Origin of the sequence: Streptomyces triticagri (assembly GCF_003429565.1) — a bacterium.
GTDB classification, from domain to species: domain Bacteria; phylum Actinomycetota; class Actinomycetes; order Streptomycetales; family Streptomycetaceae; genus Streptomyces; species Streptomyces triticagri.
Map to the genome: position 1 here is coordinate 34,928 of NZ_QUAK01000028.1, position 15,285 is coordinate 50,212.

General features: G+C 69.4%; 16 protein-coding genes. 7 read left to right on the top strand and 9 right to left on the bottom strand.

Annotated features, from left to right (window positions below; genetic code table 11):
- The first annotated feature begins 78 nt into the window (after positions 1-78).
- On the top strand, positions 79-1,584 hold the full coding sequence (locus tag DY218_RS06660; protein ID WP_128554979.1) for an MFS transporter: 1,506 nt from the start codon (positions 79-81) through the stop codon (positions 1,582-1,584).
- Positions 1,585-1,588: 4 nt separating this feature from the next.
- On the opposite strand, the gene DY218_RS06665 is transcribed toward DY218_RS06660, so the two are convergent.
- Positions 1,589-1,996: an ATP-binding protein gene (locus tag DY218_RS06665; RefSeq protein WP_128554980.1), complete on the bottom strand. Its 408-nt coding sequence runs from the start codon at positions 1,994-1,996 to the stop codon at positions 1,589-1,591.
- 234 nt (positions 1,997-2,230) lie between these two features.
- Here DY218_RS06665 and DY218_RS06670 point away from each other — a divergent pair, with 234 nt between their 5' ends.
- Genes DY218_RS06670 through DY218_RS06685 form a run of 4 tightly spaced genes read left to right on the top strand, consistent with a single transcriptional unit; the run spans position 2,231 to position 3,738 of the window.
- The gene (locus tag DY218_RS06670; RefSeq protein ID WP_233521405.1) at positions 2,231-3,118 is read left to right on the top strand and encodes a helix-turn-helix domain-containing protein; all 888 of its coding nucleotides are present in this window, start codon (positions 2,231-2,233) and stop codon (positions 3,116-3,118) included.
- The gene (locus DY218_RS06675) at positions 3,115-3,291 is read left to right on the top strand and encodes a DUF397 domain-containing protein (RefSeq protein WP_128554981.1); all 177 of its coding nucleotides are present in this window, start codon (positions 3,115-3,117) and stop codon (positions 3,289-3,291) included. Before DY218_RS06670 ends, DY218_RS06675 begins: the two co-directional genes overlap by 4 nt.
- Before the next feature lie 43 nt (positions 3,292-3,334).
- Entirely contained in the window at positions 3,335-3,511 is a 177-nt protein-coding gene (locus DY218_RS06680; RefSeq protein WP_128554982.1) for a DUF397 domain-containing protein, read from the top strand.
- 44 nt (positions 3,512-3,555) lie between these two features.
- A complete protein-coding gene (locus DY218_RS06685) occupies positions 3,556-3,738 on the top strand; it encodes a DUF397 domain-containing protein (protein WP_128554983.1) in 183 nt (60 codons plus the stop codon).
- Positions 3,739-3,774: 36 nt separating this feature from the next.
- On the opposite strand, the gene DY218_RS06690 is transcribed toward DY218_RS06685, so the two are convergent.
- Positions 3,775-4,707, bottom strand: coding sequence for a MerR family transcriptional regulator (locus tag DY218_RS06690; protein ID WP_128554984.1), 933 nt, complete (start codon positions 4,705-4,707; stop codon positions 3,775-3,777).
- A 289-nt stretch (positions 4,708-4,996) separates the two neighbouring features.
- Here DY218_RS06690 and DY218_RS06695 point away from each other — a divergent pair, with 289 nt between their 5' ends.
- Together DY218_RS06695 and DY218_RS06700 are read left to right on the top strand one after the other, a co-directional pair.
- Positions 4,997-5,509, top strand: coding sequence for a hypothetical protein (locus DY218_RS06695; RefSeq protein ID WP_128554985.1), 513 nt, complete (start codon positions 4,997-4,999; stop codon positions 5,507-5,509).
- A 14-nt stretch (positions 5,510-5,523) separates the two neighbouring features.
- Positions 5,524-5,712, top strand: coding sequence for a hypothetical protein (locus DY218_RS06700; RefSeq protein WP_128554986.1), 189 nt, complete (start codon positions 5,524-5,526; stop codon positions 5,710-5,712).
- A gap of 77 nt (positions 5,713-5,789) precedes the next feature.
- Here DY218_RS06700 and DY218_RS06705 read toward each other — a convergent pair whose 3' ends face one another.
- The 7 genes from DY218_RS06705 to DY218_RS06735 all read right to left on the bottom strand — a co-directional run.
- Positions 5,790-6,749 (bottom strand): ABC transporter substrate-binding protein, encoded by a 960-nt coding sequence (locus tag DY218_RS06705; RefSeq protein ID WP_233521406.1) that lies wholly within the window; start codon positions 6,747-6,749, stop codon positions 5,790-5,792.
- Between the two features lie 76 nt (positions 6,750-6,825).
- Positions 6,826-8,844 carry an ABC transporter permease gene (locus DY218_RS06710; RefSeq protein WP_128554987.1) on the bottom strand — a complete coding sequence of 673 codons (2,019 nt, stop codon included), beginning with the start codon at positions 8,842-8,844 and terminating at the stop codon, positions 6,826-6,828.
- A complete protein-coding gene (locus tag DY218_RS06715; RefSeq protein ID WP_128554988.1) occupies positions 8,841-9,956 on the bottom strand; it encodes a quaternary amine ABC transporter ATP-binding protein in 1,116 nt (371 codons plus the stop codon). Before DY218_RS06715 ends, DY218_RS06710 begins: the two co-directional genes overlap by 4 nt.
- On the bottom strand, positions 9,953-11,476 hold the full coding sequence (locus tag DY218_RS06720) for a GMC family oxidoreductase (RefSeq protein WP_128554989.1): 1,524 nt from the start codon (positions 11,474-11,476) through the stop codon (positions 9,953-9,955). Before DY218_RS06720 ends, DY218_RS06715 begins: the two co-directional genes overlap by 4 nt.
- Before the next feature lie 103 nt (positions 11,477-11,579).
- Entirely contained in the window at positions 11,580-13,082 is a 1,503-nt protein-coding gene (locus DY218_RS06725; RefSeq protein WP_128554990.1) for an aldehyde dehydrogenase family protein, read from the bottom strand.
- Positions 13,083-13,410: 328 nt separating this feature from the next.
- Entirely contained in the window at positions 13,411-14,400 is a 990-nt protein-coding gene (locus DY218_RS06730; protein ID WP_128554991.1) for a malate dehydrogenase, read from the bottom strand.
- A gap of 321 nt (positions 14,401-14,721) precedes the next feature.
- The coding region (locus DY218_RS06735) for a DUF2690 domain-containing protein (RefSeq protein ID WP_128554992.1) at positions 14,722-15,285 on the bottom strand (564 nt) is incomplete at its 5' end.

Consider the following 15,285-nt stretch of genomic DNA (forward strand, 5'->3'; position numbering starts at 1 on the left):
ACGCCCTGCACGCACCCCTGCCGGCTCCACCTCGGCCGGCCCCGCCGGCCTGCGCACCGCCCCCGGAGGCCCCACGTAATGACGCAGTCGACGACCCATCAACGCGGCACCCGAAGCGGCACCCGCGGAGTCGTCCCCGTACTCGCCTTCGCCGGCATCACCGTCGCGGTGATGCAGACGCTCCTGGTACCGATCATCAAGGACCTGCCGACGCTGCTGAGTACGACCCCGGCGAACGCCACCTGGGTCATGACGGCGACCCTGCTCGCGGGCGCCGTGTCGACCCCGATCATGGGCCGCCTCGGCGACCTCTACGGCAAGCGGCGCATGCTGCTCGCGAGCCTGGCCGTGATGGTCGTGGGCTCGCTGATCTGCGGGTTCACCGATGACCTTGTCGTGATGATCGTCGGCCGGGCGCTGCAGGGCTTCGCGATGGGCGCGATACCGCTCGGCATCGGCCTGATGCGCGACACGCTTCCCCGCGAGAAGCTCGGCCCCGCGATGGCCCTGATGAGCTCGTCGATCGGCGTCGGCGGCGGCCTCGCGCTGCCGCTCGCGGCACTCACCGTCCAGCACACCGACTGGCACACGCTGTTCTTCGGCGCGGCGGGCCTCGGGCTCATATCCATGCTCCTGACCGTCCTCGCCGTGCCCGAGAGCGACGTCAAGGCGCAGGGCACCTTCGACCACATCGGCGCGCTCGGCCTCTCCGCCGGTCTGGTCCTCTTCCTCCTCCCCATCACCAAGGGCAGCGACTGGGGGTGGGCCTCGGGCACGACGCTCGGCCTGTTCGGCGCGTCGGCCGTCGTCCTGGTCCTGTGGGGCGTGATGGAGCTGCGCCTCAAGGCACCTCTGGTGGACCTGCGTACGACGGCCCGCCCCGCCGTCCTCTTCACCAACCTCGCCTCGGTCATGGTCGGCGTCGCGTTCTACGCGATCTCGCTCGTACTGCCGCAGCTGCTGCAGCTCCCCGAGTCGACCGGCTACGGACTCGGCCGGTCCATCGTCGTCGCGGGCCTGTGCGTGGCGCCGCTCGGCCTGACGATGATGGTCACGGCGCCGGTGTACGCGCGGCTTTCGGCGAAGTACGGGCCGAAGGTGACCCTGATCCTCGGCATGCTGATCATCGCGATCGGGTACGGCGCGGGCCTCGGTCTGATGAGCGCCGCCTGGCAGACCGTCGTCATCTCGGTCCTGATCGGTGCGGGCATCGGCCTCGCCTACTCCTCGCTCCCCGCGTTGATCATCGGCGCGGTCGACCCGTCCGAGACGGGCGCGGCGAACGGCCTCAACACTCTGATGCGATCGATCGGTACGTCGGTCTCGAGTGCCGTCATCGGCATGGTCCTGGCCAGTACGGCGGACCATGTGGACGGCGTCGCGATCCCCACGATGACGGGCTTCCGCACGTCCTTCCTGATCGCGATGGGCGCGGTCGCGGTGGGCCTCCTCTTCGCCCTGTTCCTCCCGTCCACCCGCCGTGCGTCCAGGATCCAGCTCCGGGCGAGCAGTGACGAACAGGGCGAAGCCCTGGAGGAGGACGGGAAGTCGCGGTCGGCGGCGGAGGTGTCGGCCGCGCGCTGACCCCTCACGGGGCGCCCGCGTCGAGCTCGGCCCACACGGTCTTCCCGACCGCACGGGCGAGCACGCCCCAGCGCGTTGCCACGGCCTGCACGATCGCGAGCCCTCGGCCGAACTGTTCCGATGCCTCGGCGGTACGCGGCTGGGGCCACCGCTCCCCCTTCGGGTCGGTGACGGAGACTCGTACACCGTCGGCCGTACGCTCCACCTCGACGCGGAACAACCGGTCCCGCAGACAGCCGTGCAGTAACGCGTTCGAGGCGAGTTCACTGCCCAACAGCGCGGCGTCGTAGGCGAGTTCGGGTAACCCCCACCCACGCACCGCCCTGTCGATCCGGCGGCGGGCGAGGGGGACGGATGCGAGGTGGGGTGGGTAGGTGGCTGAGTCGCGCAATACGGGCGCGGGTACGGGCATGGGCTCACGCACCTCCTTGTGCGGGCGAGCCGAGTCTGAGCGGTGGCTCTGCCGCACCCGCACAGGGCAGGGCGGTGCACTTCCGCCAATCGACCTCGCAGGGCGAGCGGTTGAGCACCGACCGTAGCGATGCCGCAACAGGATGCGCAACAAATTCCGGAGATATATATCCCCGGAAGTTGTGTGGCCAGTTGATCGGGCGCACACTGGTCCCGCTCCTGGAGGTGGTGCGAAGTGGCAGCCAGTCAGGCTGGGTTGGGGAACCGGACGTCGACTGTCCTGGCCCGCAAGCTGGGCAGCGAACTGCTGCGACACCGCGACCGGGCCGGGCTCACCCAGCCACAGGCGGCTGCTGCGCTCAGCGCGACGGCGGCGAAGGTCGCCAAGATGGAGCGCGGCTGGGTGCCCTTCCGCGACCCCGACGTCATAGCGCTGTGCAAGCTGTACGAGGTCGACGACCCGAAAACGGTCGACGGCCTCCTCCGCATCGCCAAGCTCGACCGCGAGCGCCGCAAGGCGAAGGGGTGGTGGAAGCAGTCCCTCGACGCGGGCTCGCTCGCCGAGTACATCGCCATGGAGGACGTGGCGACGCGGGTCCGAACCTGGCAACTCTCCCTTGTTCCAGGCCTGTTGCAGACCGCCGACTACGCGCGCTCACTCGCCGTCAGCGACGACGTCTGGGAGGACCCGGACGACATCGAGCGCATCGTCTCCGTACGCATGAAGCGGCAGGAGCGTCTGCACGACGAGACACCATTGCTGCTGCACGCGGTGGTCTGGGAAGCGGCCCTGCGCCAGCAGATCGGCGGACCTGGCGTTATGCGGGCTCAACTGGATCACCTGCGCACGATGTTGGAGCTGCCGAACGTCCACGTACAGGTGCTGCCGTTCCGGGCGGGCGGACACCCGTGCATCACCGGCCCGTTCAACATCATCTCGTTCGCCGACGACCAGGCGCTCGACGTCGTCCACGTGGACTCGATCGCCTCTACGGTATGGGTGGAGAGCGTGGCCGAAGGTGCGACCCACTGCGCCTTCTTCGATCGCACCGCAAGGCTCAGCCTGGCGCCCCACGACTCCGCGAAGTTGATCGAGACGATCGGAAGAGAGATGCACGGGTGACCGAGTTCGAATTCGTGAAGTCCAGCCACAGCTCGTCCGGCGGCGAATGCGTCGAGATAGCCCTCAACATCCCCGACACGGTCGCCATCCGCGACTCGAAGCACCCGGACGCCGGAACGATCCGGCTCACTTCGCCGGCATGGGAGGCCCTGCTACCTCACCTGCAGGATTGACGCCCGGCCCCGAAGGCCCCAACAGGCAGAAAGGTACGCACGCATGACCGCGTACGTATTCGTGAAGTCGACCTACAGCACGGGCTCCGGGGAATGCATAGAGGTAGCCCTCAACATCCCCCGCACCGTCGCCATCCGCGACTCCAAGCACCCCACCGCCGGAACGATCCGGCTCACTCCGGATGCCTGGCAGGCCCTACTCCCTCACCTGCAGGATTGACGCACGACCCCGACAAGCCCCAACGGGCAAGAAGGTGCGGACGGATGACCGAGTTCGAGTTCATGAAGTCGACGTACAGCACCGCCGGCGGCGAATGCGTCGAGGTCGCCCTCAACATCCCCGACGCTGTCGCCATCCGCGACTCCAAGCACCCAACCGCCGGAACGATCCGGCTCACCCCGACCGCCTGGCGGACCTTTCTGGGCTCACCTGTACGGCCGAGGTAGGCGAGGGCTCGAAGGCCCCAGCGCGCCCCCTCAATGTCACGTCCGGACGCGCAGTGCCTGGACGGACCAGTCGAACGCTGGAGCCAGGCTCTCCGGGGCCGGCCAGCCGTTGACCACCGCGAGCAGCTGGAGGTATCGCTCCCTGCGGGGGTCGTTCACGTTCTCGAGGCGGGTCGCGAGGCGGCGGCGGAGGTCGACGTCGTCGGGGCGGCCGAGGAGGCGCGCGTACGGCGCCGTGAACGCCGCGACGATCGGATCGGCCTGGGGCGAGGCCGGGGCGATACCGGCGGTCAGGGCCGGACCGGCCTGGTCACGGACCGCCGCGGCGATGTCGCGATGCGGGCCCGTCGCGTCGCTCAGGGCCTGCTCGGCTGCCAGGTCCTCGACCATCTGCCGCATGGCGGCCCGGAAGGCCGGGTCCAGCGACATTTCGGCCAACTCCACCCACGCATTGACCTGTTCCGCCTCCGGGTTGTCGGGCAGCTCGGGGGTCATCGAGCGCATGGCCCCCGCGAATGCGGGGGTGGCGTCAAGACCGCCGAAGACGGCGTCGAGGAAATCGCCGATCAGACGTCGGCGTTCGTCCTCGGAGAGCTGGGCCAGTCGGTGCATGAGTTCCGTCTCCTCAGGTGTGGACCCGCGCTCGGCGACCGCCGTCAGCACCGCGCGCCGCAGGCGCAGCACGCTGATCTGCACTGCCAGTGCGTCGGCGTGCGCCGCGGCGACCTCGGGAAGCGAGAGCTCCCGGTCCACGACCTTGCGGATCGTGGGAAGGCCGAGGCCCAGCTCGCGCAGGGTCCGCACGAGGTCGAGGCGTGCGACGGCATCGACGTTGTAGCGGCGGTAGCCGGCCGGGCTACGGTCCGTGGGCGCCACGATTCCGCGATCGGAGTAGAACCGAATGGTCTTGACCGTGAGACCGGTCCGCCGAGCGAGCTCGCCGATCGAGTAGAGCGTGTCGCCGTCCATGCCCCCACCTTCGCGTCTCCCCCTACTGGAGACTCAAGCCCCTTCGCCCACCGGCAGGCTCCTCCTGCCGGACCGGGCACAGGCCCGGGTGCAGGAAGACCGGCCCTCTTCTGACTTCGCCGCTTACCGAAGTCCCCTCCATGGAACAGGAATTGGATTCCTGTTGAAAAGGCAACCGGCGGGAGAGGGCCAGGCCGCGGTTTGACCTGTGAAAGAGGTTTGATCATGATTCATTGCGATCATGACCGATCCGCGCACGGCAAAATCCGTGCCGTCAGTAGGGGGAAGTTTGTCCATCCATCAGTCACGGCTGTTCAAGGCCACATGCTCCACGCTTCTCGCGGGGGCACTCCTGGCCGCCGTCGCTCCAACCGCCGGCGCGACCACTGGCGCAGGAACGACGCGCAACGCAGCGGCCGCCGACGGCGCTTACATCGACCTCGCGTCCGAAGGCTACACATACGAGGAGGCAGTCGAAGCCTTCAAGGATTCGGACGCCGTCCAGGTCGTCAAGGGGGACATACCTGACGAGGCGGGGCCCAGCACCAGGGGTGTCACGCTCGGCTGGTACGTATACGTCCGCATCAGCCAGAAGCAGGCCCGAGCCATCATGTTCGGGTCGGCTGCCACAGCCGCGGGCATCATCGGCACCATCACCGGAGGTATCGGCGGTGCCGTCGCGGCAGGTGTCTATTCATATGTCGCCAGCCTCGGCAGCGACAACCTGGCGAAGTGCAAGAAGGGTGTCGAGATGCGATTCTCGTACCTCGCCAAGTTCAAGGGCGCCAAGTGCCTGAAGTGACGGGAGCAGAACAGATGACGAAGAAGGGAACTGCTTCGGCGATTGCCGGGATCACCGCAGTCCTGCTGTTCTTCTTGGTCATGCTCATCACGGAGCAGCAGCGCTTGGGCGGCGGACTCGGTGAAACCATCCTGATCTACGCGGCGGTGGTCCTCCCCGGAGGAGCCCTGGCCGCGTGGATCGCCACACGGGGGCGCCGCTAGCAGCAGGCCGGCCCGGAACCCCGGGCCGGCCCCACCGGCAATCGGACTACGCGCAGCCGAAGCGGCTCAGCGCTGGGTTACTTCTTCGGGAGCCACGCCTCCCAGACGTCCTTGTTGTCCTTGACCCACTTCTTGGCCGCGGCCTCGCCGGACATCTTGTCCTTGGCGATCATCTTGGCGACCTCGTTCTGCTGCTCCGTCGTCCACTTGAAGTTCTTGATGAACTTCGCCGCGTCGCTGTTCTCGTCCGCGAAGTCCTTGTTCAGGAACTTCTTCAGCGGGGTGTTGGCGTAGGCGCACTCGGTCTTGGCGGCGGGCTCGTTGCAGCCCTCCTTGAACTCCGGCAGCTTGACCTCGACCAGGTCGATGTCATTGTTCAGCCACTGGGGCTCCCACCAGTAGGTGATGAACGGTTCCTTGTTCTTGTACTTCTGCTGGATCTCCTTGAGCTGGGCCGCCTCGTTGCCCGTCTCCTTGACCTTGAAGTTCAGCTTGTGGTTCTTGATCAGCGCCTCGTCGTACGAGGTGTACGAGGGGGCGGCGCCGAGGAACTCGCCCTTGTCGCCGGACTCGGAGGTCTTGAAGTCCTTGGCGAGCTTGTTGAGGCCCTTGTACGTCTTCACCTCGGGGTGCGCGTCGGCGTAGTACTTCGGCACGAACCAGCCGATGTGGCCGACGACGCCCAGGTCACCGCCGGGGACGACGGTCTTCTTCTGGTCGAGGTACAGCTTCTGCTTCTCGGGCTGGCCGTCCCAGTCCTCCATGAGCGCATCGGCCTTGCCGTTGTTCAGCGCGTCCCAGGCGAGCGGCTCGTCCATGGTCTGGGCCTTGACCTTGACGTCGAGCTCCTGCTCCATGATCACCTTGGCGACCTCGACGTTGGCGCGCGCGCCGACCCAGGACGGAACGGTGATGGTGACCTGGTCCGAGCCGCCGGAGGAGCCGGTGTCCGCGGCGCCGCAGCCCGCGAGGGCCACCATGGACAGGGCGCCGATGCCGGCGACGGCTGAAGTGCGAATCCGCTTGTTGAGCTTCACGAGAGTGTTCCCTTGCTTCGAATGGTGAGTCGGATCGGAAAAGCGGGGTGCGGGCGGCCCGTCGGGGCGGGGCCCGCTACAGGTTGCGCTCCTTGACGTCGCGGCCCGGCTGCGAGATCCGGTCGAGGACGATGCCCAGGCAGACGATGGCGATACCGGCGGTCATGCCGAGGCCGAGGTCGCCCTTGGCCAGGCCCTTGACGACGTCGAAGCCGAGCGCGCCGCCGCCGACCATGCCGGCGATCACGACCATGGCCAGGACGAGCACGACGCCCTGGTTCACGGCGAGTTGCAGCGCGGGACGGGCCAACGGGATCTGGACCTGCCGCAGTTGCTGCCCCGTACTGGCGCCCAGGGACCGCGAGGCCTCCAGAGCCGCCGGGTCGGTCGCGCGGATGCCCTGCGCGGTGATGCGCACCACCGCGGGCAGCGCATAGAGCACGGCGGCTGCCACACCGGCCGTCCGGCCGCCGTCGAAGAAGGCGATCATCGGGATGAGGTAGATGAACTGCGGGATCGTCTGCATCGTGTCGAGGACCGGTCGGATCGCCCGCTGCACCGAGGCCACCCGGCCCGCGAGCAGACCGATCGCGAAGCCCAGGATCAGCGTCACCACGAGACCGGCGATCACCTGCGACAGGGTGTCCAGGGAGCGGGTCCACAGCCCCATCGCCCCGATCACACCCAGCGCGAGCACGGCGGCGAGCGCGGCCCGCCAGCGGCCGACCAGGTACGCCACCACGGCGACCACCAGGAGCAGCGACCACCAGGGCGTGGCCTGCAGACCGTCCCGGATCGGGTTGATCACGTAGTTCGCGAAGCCCTCGCCCCACACCTTGGTGCCGCCGAAGACCGGCACGCCGGAGCGCAGGTTCCCCTCGATCCAGTCCACGACCGAATTGATCGGGTCGGAGATCGGGACGACCCAGCCCTCCGGCCACTCCTTGCGGCCGAGCGCGGCGCCGATGACCGTACCGACGACCGTGCTGCCGATCACGATCGCCCAGAGCAGCCAGGGCTTTCGGTCACCGCCGGTCGTGGCCGGGTCGTCGAGCCGCTCGCCGGCGGCCGATGTGGTGCGGTCCAGCCAGATCGCGATCAGCACGATCGCGATGCCGGGCACCAGGGCCAGGCCGACGTCGATCGTGGACAGGGCGGTGTAGATCTCGTCGCCGAGGCCGCCGGCGCCGATCATCGAGGCGAGGACGACCATGGAGAGACACATCATGATCGTCTGGTTGAGGCCGAGCATCATCTGCTTGCGGGCGAGCGGAAGCCGCGCCGTCCACAGGCGCTGCCAGGGGCTCGCGCCGAGCGAGGCCGAGGCCTCCAGGGCCGCGGGGTCCGCGCCGCGCAGGCCGAGTGAGGTGAGGCGGGCCATCGGCGGGGACGCGTAGATCACCGTGGTGACCAGGGCCGCGGGCGTGCCGACCTCGAAGATCAGCACGAACGGCAGCAGATACGCGAAGGCCGGCAGGACCTGCATCGTGTCGAACACCGGCCGCAGCATGCGTTCCGCTCGGTCCGAGAGCCCGGCCGCGAGGCCGAGCAGCGCGCCGAGGATCGCGGCCACCAGGACACAGATGACCATCAGGGCGAGGGTCTCCATGGCCGGTTCCCACATGCCGAGCAGGCCGATCACCACGAAGGTGGCGAGCGCGGTGCCGGCGGTGCGCAGCGCCCGGCGGCGCAGGCCCGCGCCGCCCGCGTACCAGGCGAGGGCGACGGCCAGGACGGTGACGCCGATGAAACCGAGGGCCTCGAGGCCGCTGAGCACGGCGTCGACGGAGCTCTGTGCGGTGTTGCTGATGTGCAGCAGGAAGTACAGGAACAGCGGGTGGGTGGTGCGGTTGTCGACCAGCCAGTTGTTCAGGTCGTCCAGCGGGGAGCGTGCGTCGAACGTCAGGTCCGCGGGCCACACACCGGAGCTGGTGACGGCCGCGCTGACGATCGCGAGCAGCAGCACGACGACCACGGCGAGCGCCCGCGGGCTCGCGAGCAGTCGGGCCGGCAGGCTCGGGGTGGTGTCCTGGTCGGGCGCGGGATCGGGGGCGCGGTCCTGCTTGTCGAGGACCGGGCTCGGGGCGGCACTCATACGGCCGCCACCTCCTTGTCCCGCGTGCCGTCCGGGTTGTCGTCGAGACCGGCCACGACAGCCAGCAGCTGCGAGTGGTCGACGACGCCGAGGGTGCGGCCGTCGTCGACGACACGGCAGTGCTCACCGCTGCGGGCGACGGCCTCGATGGCGTCGGCGACGAGCATGTCCGGGGCGATGGCCGCACCCGAGTCGGCCTCCGCGCCGTCGGCGGGGCGCATGGCGCGGCGTACGGAGATGACCTGCTCGCGGGGGACGTCGCGGACGAAGTCGCGGACGTAGTCGTCGGCCGGGTTGGCGACGATCTCCTCGGGGGTGCCGAGCTGCACGATCGCGCCGTCCCGCATCAGCATGATGCGGTCGCCGAGGCGGAGGGCCTCGGACAGGTCGTGGGTGATGAAGACCATGGTGCGGCCCTCTTCGCGGTGCAGGCGGATGACCTCCTCCTGCATGTCCCGGCGGATCAGCGGGTCGAGCGCGCTGAACGGCTCGTCGAAGAGCAGCACTTCGGGGTCGACGGCGAGGGCGCGGGCGAGGCCGACGCGCTGCTGCTGGCCACCGGAGAGCTGGGTGGGGCGGCGCTCCTCGAGACCTTCGAGGCCGACCTTGGCGACGACCTCGCGGGCCTTGGCGCGGCGCTCGGCCTTGGCGACACCCTGGATCTCCAGGCCGTACGCGACGTTGTCGAGGACGGTGCGGTGCGGGAGCAGGCCGAAGTTCTGGAAGACCATCGCGGCGCGGTGGCGGCGCAGTTCGCGCAGCCGGTTCTTGTCGAGCGCGAGGACGTCCTCGCCGTCGATGGATATCGCGCCGCTGGTCGGCTCGATGAGCCGGGTGAGGGTACGCACCAGGGTCGACTTGCCGGAGCCGGACAGGCCCATGACGACGAAGACCTCGCCGCGGCGCACATCGAAGCTGACGTCGCGGACGGCTGCGGTGCACCCGGTGCGCTCGCGCAGCTCGGCGGGGCTCAGGTCCGCGTACTCCTTGTTGCCCGGGATGCGGTCGGCCTTGGGGCCGAAGACCTTCCACAGGTCCCGGACGGTGAAGACGGGTCCATCGGCGGTCCCGCCGTCGGCCGGCGGGGCCGGAGTCTTGTCGGTGGTGGTCATCGGACATCACTCCCGGTCAGCAGTTCCGCGCATTTCTCCCCGACCATCAGGACCCCGATCATCGGGTTCACTGCTGGCATCGTCGGGAAGACGGACGCGTCGGCGATTCGGATGCCGTCGAGGCCGCGGATCTTCAAGTCCGGGGCCACTACGGCAAGTTCATCAGTGGAAGAGCCCATTCGGCAGGTGCCGGCGGGGTGGTAGACGGTGTGCGCGACCTTGCGCGCGTACTCGCTGAGCGCCTCGTCGTCGTTGACGTCGGGCCCGGGTGCGACCTCGCGCTTGAGCCAGTTGGCGAGCGGTTCGGTCTTGGCGATCTCACGGGCGATCTTGATGCCGTCGACGAGGGTGCGGCCGTCGTAGTCGTCCTCGTCGGTGAAGTACCGGAAGTCGAGAGCCGGCTTGACCTCGGGGTCGGCGCTGGTCAGGTAGACGCGGCCGCGGCTCTTCGGCTTGGGGATGTTGGGCGTCATCGACACCCCGTGCTCGGGCCGCTGGTAGCCCAGGCGCTCCGGGTTGTCCGTGAACGGGATCTGGTAGAAGTGGAACATCAGGTCGGGGCCCTGGTGCTCCGGGTCGCGGCGTACGAAGAGACCCGCGTCGCTGTCCATCGCCGAGTTCTCCGGGATGGGGCCGTTGGTCTCCCAGACGATGACGGACTCGGGGTGGTCGAGGAGGTTCTCGCCGACGCCGGGCAGGTCGTGCACGACGGGTATGCCGAGCGCCTCGAGGTCCTTGCGGGGCCCGATGCCGGAGTGCATCAGCAGGCGCGGGGTGTCGACGGCGCCGGCGCACACCAGCACCTCGCGGGCCGCCTCGATGTACTGCTCCTCACCGTCCTTGGTGCGCACATGCACGCCGCGGGCCCGGGTGCCCTCGAGTTCCAGGCGGTACGCCCAGGTCTCCAGGAGGATGTGCAGGTTCGGGCGCTGGTCCATGACCGGGTGCAGGTACGCCACCGAGGCGGAGGAACGCTTGTTGTTCTCCGGGTGGTAGGCGAGGTCGAAGAAGCCGACGCCGTCGTCGAAGGGCTTCTTGTTGAAGCCCTCGACGCGGGGCACGCCGAGCGCGGCCTGGGCGGCGTCGACGAAGTCGCGGGCGATCGCGTTGCGGTCCTTCTCGTCGACCGGCACCACGTTGTTCAGCAGCTTCCCGAAGTACGGGTCCATGGCGGCGGCGTCCCAGCCCTCGGCGCCGTTCGCCGCCCACTCGTCCCAGTCGGACGGCAGCGGCTTGAAGGCGATGAGGGTGTTGTGGGAGGAGCAGCCGCCGAGCACCTTGGCGCGGCTGTGCCGGATGTGGCTGTTGCCGCGCGGCTGCTCGGTGGTCGGGTAGTCGTAGTCGAGGTCCCCGCCGAGCAGTCCCATCCAGCGGCGCAGGGTGAGGACGTCGGGGCGGTCCACGTCGGAGGGGCCGCCCTCGATCACGGCGACCGTGACGTCCGGGTTCTCGGTGAGGCGGGAGGCGATCACCGATCCTGCGGTGCCGCCACCGACGACGACGTAGTCGTACTGGGACATGTGCTGGTTCTCCACTTCGTACTTCGTGCTTCGTGCGCGCTTCGTACTCGCGTACGTCGCAGGCAAGGTGCTCCGCGTAATGAGGCCCTGCGGCCGCGGGGGGTCAGCCCGCGAACCACCGGACCGGCTCGGGCGCGAGGTTCTGGTACACGTGCTTGGTCTCGCGGTACTCGGCGAGGCCGGCCGGTCCGAGCTCGCGGCCGACGCCGGACTTGCCGAAGCCGCCCCATTCGGCCTGCGGCAGGTAGGGGTGGAAGTCGTTGATCCACACGGTGCCGTGGCGCAGCCGGCCGGCGACGCGGCGGGCGCGGCCCGCGTCGGCGGTCCAGACGCCGCCGGCGAGGCCGTACTCCGTGTCGTTGGCCAGGGCGACGGCCTCGTCCTCGGTACGGAAGGTCTCGACGGTGAGGACCGGTCCGAACACCTCCTCCCGCACCACGCGCATCTCGCGGTGGCACTGGTCGAGCACGGTCGGCTCGTAGAAGTAGCCCTCGGCGGGCCGTACCTCGGACGGCTCGGGGCGCTTGCCCCCGGAGCGCAGGACGGCGCCCTCGGCGAGCGCGGAGGCCACGTAGTCCTCGGTCCTGGCGAGCTGGGCGGCGGAGACGAGGGGGCCGCACTCGACGCCGTCCTCGGTGCCGCGGCCGAGCCTGATCTTCGCGGCGCGGCGGGCGAGTTCGGCGACGAAGCGGTCGCGTACGGACTCCTCGACGATGAGCCGGCCGCCGGCCGAGCAGACCTGGCCGCTGTGGATGAACGCCGCGTTCAGCGCCTGGTCGACGGCGGTGTCGAAGTCCTCGTCGGTGAGGCAGGCGTCGGCGAAGACCACGTTCGGGTTCTTGCCGCCGAGTTCGAGTGCGACCTTCTTGACGCCGACGGCCGCGGCCTGCGCGACCTTGGTGCCGCTGACCAGGCCTCCGGTGAAGGAGATCAGGTCGACGTCGGGGTGCTCGGCGAAGCGGGCGCCGACCGGGTCGCCGGGGCCGGTCACCAGATTCGCGACGCCGGCCGGGAGACCGGCCTCCACCAGGAGCTCGATCAGCGCGACGGTGGTGAGCGGGGTGACCTCGCTGGGCTTGATGACGAAGGTGTTGCCGGCCGCGAGGGCGGGCGCGATCTTCCAGCTGGCCTGCAGAAGCGGGTAGTTCCAGGGCGTGATCATCGCGCAGACGCCGACCGGCTCGTGCACGACGACGCTGTGCACAGTGTCGGAGCCGGCGTCCACGACCCGGCCCGCGCCCTCGCCGATGACGAGATCGGCGAAGTAGCGGAAGGCATCCGCGACGCAGTCGACGTCGACGCGGCCCTCCTCGACGGTCTTGCCGGCGTCCTGGCTCTCCAGGAGCCCGATCTTCTCGCGGTCCCGAACGAGCAGGTCGGCGACCCGGCGAAGCAGCGCGGCGCGCTCGGCGACGGGGGTGGCCGGCCAGTCGCCGCGGTCGAATGCGGCGCGGGCGGCGGCGATCGCGTCGTCCGCGTCCTGCATCCCGCCCTCGGCCACCACGGCGAACGGCTTGGCGTCCGCCGGGTCGAGGATCTCTCGCGTGGCCCCGGAGGCGGCGGGACGCCACTCTCCGTGCACGTGGATGGTGTGTTGTGCGGACACTTCGCGTTATGCCTTCCGTTTACCGATTTGTTCACAGCCAGTCACTGCTGCGGTCGGATGCCCCCTGCCCCGGGGGCCGGAAAGCATGCCAGTTCCCTTTTCGAAAGTGCTGCTCATCACTCCCGGTGCCCGTAATAGGTCCAAAATAGTTGCTTATGAGGGCTTTGACTTGCCGAGAGGTGACGTCATGTCCAGGACGAAGCGAGCCATGTTCGTACCCGTACAGCCACGCTCCGTGAAAACGGACCGCCCCCGGCGGCCTGTACGGCTGCCGGGGGCGGCGGGTGCTGCTCGGTACTTGCTCGGTGCTGCGCGGTGCTGCTTCGGGTCAGAGGAGACCGAGGCCGCGGACCGCGTCGCGCTCCTCGGAGAGCTCCTTGACGGAGGCGTCGATACGGGTACGGGAGAACTCGTTGATCTCCAGGCCCTGCACGATCTCGTACGCGCCGTCCTTGGTGGTGACGGGGAACGAGGAGATCAGGCCCTCGGGGACGCCGTACGAACCGTCCGACGGGATGCCCATCGACGTCCAGTCGCCCTCGGCCGTGCCGTTGACCCAGGTGTGCACGTGGTCGATCGCGGCGTTGGCCGCGGAGGCGGCGGAGGAGGCGCCACGGGCCTCGATGATCGCCGCGCCGCGCTTGGCGACGGTCGGGATGAAGGTGTCGCCCAGCCACTGCTCGTCGTTCACGACCTCGGCCGCGTTCTTGCCGGCGATCTCCGCGTGGAAGATGTCCGGGTACTGGGTCGCCGAGTGGTTGCCCCAGATGGTGAGCCGCTTGATGTCGGAGACCGTGGTGCCGGTCTTCTTGGCGAGCTGGGTGAGCGCCCGGTTGTGGTCGAGGCGGGTCATCGCGGTGAAGCGCTCCGCCGGTACGTCCGGGGCGGCGGCCTGCGCGATGAGCGCGTTGGTGTTGGCCGGGTTGCCGACGACGAGGACCTTGATGTCGTCCGCGGCGTGGTCGTTGATGGCCTTGCCCTGCGGCTTGAAGATGCCGCCGTTGGCCTCGAGCAGGTCGCCGCGCTCCATGCCCTTGGTACGGGGGCGGGCGCCGACGAGCAGCGCGACGTTCGCACCGTCGAAGGCCACGTTCGGGTCGTCGGAGATCTCGATGCCCTGCAGGAGGGGGAAGGCGCAGTCGTCGAGCTCCATGGCGGTGCCCTCGGCCGCGCCGAGCGCCGGGGTGATCTCGAGGAGACGGAGCTTGACCGGCACGTCGGGGCCGAGCAGGTGACCGGACGCGATGCGGAACAGCAGCGCGTAGCCGATCTGACCGGCCGCGCCGGTGACGGTGACATTCACGGGAGTGCGGGTCATGGAGATCTCCGTTAAGACAGCTGGCGGGTGAGGGGTCCCTCCGACGCCACGGATGATCGATCTCTTGACGTCAAGGGAGATCCTTCCGCCACCATACCGAGTCCTCGGGGTGGGGTGGGGGTGGGGTCGCCGGGCGACCCCTTGGCCTCGAACGCCGGCCGGGCTCTCCTCTTGGCCTCGAACGCCGGCCGGGCTTCTTGATGGCCTCAATCGCCGGCCGGGCTATAGATGGCCGGCCGGGCTTTATATAGCCCGGCCGGCGATTGAGGCCACTTGGAGCCAGGCCGGCGAGGCCAAGAAACCCGTGCCCCGACCGGGAGGTCAGGACGTGCAACCCTCCGTGCCCAGCGCCAACGTCGCACACGCCTTGGCCGCCGAGGCCTTGGGCACTGCCACCATCGGGGTGTAGACGTCCCCGTCCTTGACGGTCGCGGACTGCTCCGCGCCCTTGCCGGCCCCGTCCACCGAGATGGCGACCTCGTCGCCCACCGCGGCCTGCTTGATCCGCGCCCACGCGGCCCCGCACGTCTTGCTGTAGCGGACCTCGACGAGAGTCGTACCCACCGTGACCTCGTCCGTGGTCTTCGCGTACTCGCCGCTGCAGCCCATCGACTCCGGGTCCTCGCCCGTGCAGTCGTCACCGCTGCACTCGACGCCGACGGGCAGGTCCGCGTCGTTCGTCGTCGGCGTGGGGGTCGGCTGTTTGGCCTGCTTGTCGTCGTCTCCCCCGCCGAGATCCGTGAAGAAGAACGCCGCCGCGATCACGACCAGCGCCCCCACCACACCCGCGAGGAACATCGTCAGCTTGCGCCGCTGCCGGCCGCCCCCCTGCGCCGGCGGCCCACCACCCGGTCGCGGCGGCCCGGGCTGCTGCCCGGCCGGCCC